Annotated in this window: 3 protein-coding genes; 2 read left to right on the top strand and 1 reads right to left on the bottom strand. The window is 51.6% G+C overall.

Annotated features, from left to right (window positions below; translation table 11 throughout):
- Positions 1-304 precede the first annotated feature (304 nt).
- The gene (gene glcD / locus ACJ2PR_RS34840; RefSeq protein ID WP_446880480.1) at positions 305-1768 is read left to right on the top strand and encodes a glycolate oxidase subunit GlcD; all 1464 of its coding nucleotides are present in this window, start codon (positions 305-307) and stop codon (positions 1766-1768) included.
- A 23-nt stretch (positions 1769-1791) separates the two neighbouring features.
- On the opposite strand, the gene ACJ2PR_RS34835 is transcribed toward glcD, so the two are convergent.
- On the bottom strand, positions 1792-2220 hold the full coding sequence (locus ACJ2PR_RS34835; RefSeq protein ID WP_446880479.1) for a hypothetical protein: 429 nt from the start codon (positions 2218-2220) through the stop codon (positions 1792-1794).
- 95 nt (positions 2221-2315) lie between these two features.
- On the opposite strand from ACJ2PR_RS34835, the gene ACJ2PR_RS34830 reads away from it, so the two are divergent.
- Positions 2316-5260, top strand: a 2945-nt coding sequence (locus ACJ2PR_RS34830) for a CHAT domain-containing protein (RefSeq protein ID WP_446880478.1), incomplete at its 3' end; no start/stop codon positions are given.

Below are 5260 nucleotides of genomic sequence, written 5' to 3'. Positions count from 1 at the left end.
AACCAGAATTCCTCTCTTAAAGTCCCCCAAAATTGGGGGGTTGGGGGGCAGAAGCTGTGAACAACGAAGCGAAAAAATTCTCATCGAATTCACGTTAAATTCAGACTGATATTAGTGAACTGGGTTAATGAACTGGGTTAATGATCTGGAGAGATTAGCTTTAACGCTATTTCTACGAAGGAAATGATCAAACGTAGGTGGCAGTGGTGAAACAATTGAGCGATCGTGTTTCAGGTGAGCAGAGCGATCGTTCTAACTTCTCGGAATGCGGGATAATACAAACAGAACCCGACGCTGAAACACCATGATTGCTCAAGACATTCGAGACTGGCAACGAGTCGCCAAAGCCTTTGAGGGCGTGTTGGGTAAAGAGGGAGTCGTTCGCAAAAAGGAAGAACTGCTGGTTTATGAATGTGACGGACTGACCAGTTATCGTCAACGTCCCGAAATTGTTGTCTTTCCGCGCACCACGGATGAAGTGGCCGAAGTCGTGAAGATCTGCGATCGCTTCCAGATTCCCTTTGTCGCCAGAGGATCGGGGACGGGGTTGTCAGGGGGGGCGCTGCCGATCGAGGGCTGCGTGTTGATTGTCACGGCTCGAATGAATCGCATTCTCAAAGTAGACCTTGAAAATCAGCGCGTCGTCGTTCAGCCAGGCGTGATCAACAATTGGGTGACGCAAGCCGTGAGCGGGGCGGGCTTCTACTATGCGCCTGATCCATCAAGTCAGATTATTTGCTCAGTCGGCGGCAATGTGGCAGAAAATTCGGGTGGGGTGCATTGTCTCAAGTATGGCGTGACGACCAATCACGTTTTAGGGTTGAAGCTGGTCTTACCGGATGGGGCGATCGTCAATGTCGGCGGTGAGCTTCCTGAAATGCCGGGATATGATCTGACGGGTGTATTTGTCGGCTCAGAAGGGACGCTGGGCATCGCCACCGAAATCACGCTCAAAATCCTCAAAACTCCCGAATCGATTCGCGTTTTGTTAGCCGACTTTACCAGTGTCGAAGCGGCTGGGGCGGCCGTCTCTGACATCATTAGCTCAGGTATCATTCCGGGTGGGATGGAAATGATGGACAACTTGAGCATTAATGCGGTTGAAGATGTCGTCGCGACGGGCTGCTATCCGCGAGATGCTGAGGCGATTTTGCTAGTCGAAGTAGACGGGCTAGAGGTCGAAGCCGAAACCTACAGTCAGCGGGTTGCTGAAATTTGTAAGCAAAATGGGGCGCGAAATGTCGCTGTTGCCACCGATGCTGACCAGCGCTTGAAACTGTGGAAGGGACGCAAGGCCGCATTTGCGGCGATGGGTAAGCTCAGTCCCGACTACTACGTGCAAGATGGGGTGATTCCGCGCACCAAGCTGGAGTACGTTTTGCGGGAAATTGCGTCGTTGGGTGAGCAGTACGGCTACTTTGTCGCCAATGTGTTTCATGCGGGCGATGGCAATCTGCATCCGTTGATTTTGTACGATAATGCCGTTCCGGGGGCGCTGGAGCAGGTTGAGGAATTGGGCGGGGCGATTCTCAAACTCTGTGTGCAGGTGGGCGGCAGCATTTCTGGTGAACATGGCATCGGGGCAGACAAGCGCTGCTATATGCCCGAAATGTTTACTTCAGCCGATTTAGAAACGATGCAATACGTTCGGCAGGCCTTCAATCCCAAAGGGTTGGCCAATCCAGGGAAGATTTTTCCTACGCCTCGAACCTGTGGAGAAGCGGCGAAATCAATGCCAGCGGAGTTTGGGAACGTCGATCGCTTTTAGCCCTTCCTGAAGCAGGGATCTGCTTAGTCGGCTTTGGAGGGAGGGGAAGACCATTCGCAAAAGACATCAATGCCGATGTGAAGGATGTAGAGCGCAACGGCGGTGGCGATCGCAGAGTCGATCGGCAGCGGAACCCCAGAAAGATTGACCAGGGCAGTGATCATTCCGGTGACTAAAGTTGCGTTGGCGGGATTCTTTTTGGCCCCCTGGATTAAGCTGCGGAGGCTGTCATTTTCGCCGCAAACTTCTTGCTGGACTCGCTTGAGAAGCAGTTGCCAGAGCGATCGCGTTTCGTCACCAAACGTTCGAGGTTCGCCGTAGCGATCGACATAGAGTTGGGCAAAGGTGGCTTCAAAGTTCTGGGTTTGTTCTAGAAGGTGCAGGGCTTGTGGGTCGGCGGCGGGAGATTGACGGAACTGGTTGATTTCTTCGAGGGTGGGAAAAGCGTTCATGATCTTTTAAAGGATTTTCTACCGTCGCAGACTGGTCTCCGGAGATTTTAGGAGACGAGTGTAGTTTGTCACAAGCCTTCTACTGATTTTGTATCATGCCGACGATCGAGATTCGACAAACAAGTGGATTTGAGGCGATCGTGGCGATCGCGGGATCAGAGTTTGAGATTGCGGTGGGTGATCCGTTTGCCGAACAAGATGAGAAGCGGTTGGAATGGTACTTTGAGGAGTGGATCAAGTTTCCATTTTCGGATGAGACGATCGCGCAACAAGTGGCGGAAAGTGTGCGATCGTATGGTGAAAATTTGTTTCAGCAGGTGTTTGGCGATCCAGAGGCTTATGTGGCTTATAAAAGTTTAAAAGTCAGTGAGTTAGAAATTCTGATCAAGGGATCGCCAGAATTTCAAGGGTTGCACTGGGAAGCGATGCGAGATCCGAAGGCGGCGCGGCCTTTGGCGATCGATTGTGTGATGGTGCGCCAGAAACGGGTGCAAGGCAAGGCGATTACGAGAGCGATCGAACCTTCGATGGTGCTGAATTTGTTGATTGTCACAGCGCGACCCAATGAGGAGAAGGATGTCGGGTATCGAACGATTTCGCGCCCGATGGTGGAGGCGATTCGAGATGGGCAGTTGCCTGTAAATGTGGAAATTGTCCGACCGGGGACGTACAAGGCGTTTTTGGATCATTTGGAGGCGAAACCGGAAGGGTTTTATCATGTCGTGCATTTTGATTTGCATGGCGGATTGATGGCGTATGAGCAGTTTCAGAAGTATGAGCCGACGGGGGAGAAGTATCGGTTTCAGCGGGGGGCGCGGCTGGAAAATCTGACTAAATACGCTGGAGTCAAGGCCTTTCTGTTTTTTGAAGGGGATGAGTCAGGGCAGGCGACTCCGGTGACGGCAGATGAGATTTCGAGGGAATTGCAAGATCGCGGGATTCCGGTTTGTATTTTGAATGCTTGTCAGTCTGGGAAACAAGTTAGAGCGAATGGGGATGTCGATCGTATTGATGAACGCGAGACCAGTTTGGGCGCTCGGTTGATGGATGCGGGGATGCAGATGGTGGTGGCAATGGCGTATAGCGTCACGGTGGATGCGGCCAAGGTGTTGATGCAGCGAGTGTATGGGGAGTTGTTTGCAGGGGAAGCGCTGTCTAAGGCGGTGAGAGCGGGGCGACGGGAACTGTTCGATCGCAAAAGCCGATCGGTGTATTTCAATCAGCAGGTGGATCTCGAAGATTGGTTGTTGCCTGTGGTGTATGGCAATCAGCCTGTAAATTTTGGGCTGCGGGAGATGACGTTTGCGGAGTCGGATGCGTATTTTGCAAATCAGGGGACGGAGTATCGGTTTGCGGGGGCGACGTATGGGTTTGTGGGGCGGGATTTAGATATTTTGAAGCTGGAGAAGGGGCTGCTGCGGCATGGGGTGATGCTGTTGCAGGGGATGGGCGGCACTGGGAAGACGACGCTGCTGCGCTATTTGCAGGATTGGTGGGTGCAGACGGGGTTTGTGGAGCGGGTGTTTTATTTTGGCTATGACGTGAGATCCTGGACGCTGGAACAGATGATGTTTGAGATCGCGTCTGTCATTTTCTCGGATGTGGAGATGCGGCAGTTTCAGGCGATGCAGTTTCAGGCGCGGGTGGGGCGACTGGTGCAGGTGGTGCGGAGTCGGCGCTATGGTTTGATGCTGGATAATTTGGAGTCGGTGACGGGGCAGGCGTTGGCGATTCAGAATACGTTGCCTGGGGAGGAGCAGGGGCGGATTCGGGAGTTTCTCGATCGCATTGCAGGCGGAAAGTCGATCGTGCTTTTGGGGTCGCGGAGTCGGGAGGAGTGGCTAAAGTCGGCGTATCGAGACAATCGCTATGAGTTGCGCGGGTTGGATCAGGAGGCGCGATCGCAGTTGTCCAAAAAGGTCTTGGAGCGGCACGTTTTGGATAGGGCAAGGCGGAAGGCGATTTTGGCAGATCGAGAGTTTGAGCGGCTGATGCGGCTGTTGGCGGGGTATCCGCTGGCGATCGAGGTGGTGTTGGCAAATTTGGCGCGGCAGAGTGTGGCGCAGGTGTTGGCGGGGTTGGATGCGGCGGATGTGGGGTTGGATCGGCCGGGTGAGAAGACGGAGAGTATTTTGAAATGTGTGGAGTATTCGCACAGCAATTTGTCAGCCGAGGCGCAAAAGCTGCTGCTGTGTTTGGCTCCGTTTAGTGGGTTTGTGCATCGAGACCTTTTAGGAAATTACGCTCAACAGTTGCAGGAGCTAGTACCGTTTCAGGATTATGCGTTTGAGCAGTTTGATGGGGCGGTGCAGGAGGCTCTTGATTGGGGATTGTTGGCTCCGATGGTTGAGGAGAGTCCGCAGTTGCTTTCGATTCAGCCTGTGTTTCCCTATTTTCTGAAGACGAAGTTAGCACAGCAGGATGAAAGGACTCGTGAAGCATTGCGAGAGGGATTTAAGAATCACTATTTGGGGTTAGCGGGTTATTACGAGCAGTTGATGGATTCTAAAGATGCACAGGAGCGGCAGTTAGGAATCTTCTTCTGCAAGTTGGAGTATGAGAACCTGTACAGCGCTTTGCAGATTTGTTTAGAGAGTCAAGCAAGGATTGATATCCTATTTTGTTTGGGTAATTACTTTGATTTAACCAATGATCCGAAAAGTCGATTGGAATTAGCTAAAACCGTTTGTAATGCTCTAGACACTTATCCAGAGGCATTTCTTCGCAGCAATTTCGGATATCAAGTAGCATTTTCTTATGAAAGAAAAGCAAGGAGTTGTCTTGAACTTAAACAATACTCAGAATCCAAATTAAGTTACGAAAGAGCTATCGAAGTCTATGATCTCCTGAGTAATTTGGAGGAACGACAGAAGCAGCTTTGGAAAGCTACAAACTATCACCACTTAGGCATTGTTGCCCAAGAACTGCGCGAGTATGAACAAGCCCATAACGACTATCAACAAGCCCTCCAAATCTATGTCGAATTCAACGATCGCTATTCGCAAGCCAGCACCTATAACCAGTTAGGCATTGTTGCCCA

The sequence above is a fragment of the Phormidesmis sp. 146-33 genome (genome assembly GCF_052939515.1).
This window is presented reverse-complemented; position numbering and strand designations above follow the sequence as displayed.

What these genes read in the sequence shown, in the direction of transcription:
- ACJ2PR_RS34835 (WP_446880479.1), bottom strand. Translation starts at nt 2,220, where the DNA reads ATGAACGCTTTTCCCACCCTCGAAGAAATCAACCAGTTCCGTCAATCT.
- glcD (WP_446880480.1), top strand. Translation starts at nt 305, where the DNA reads ATGATTGCTCAAGACATTCGAGACTGGCAACGAGTCGCCAAAGCCTTT.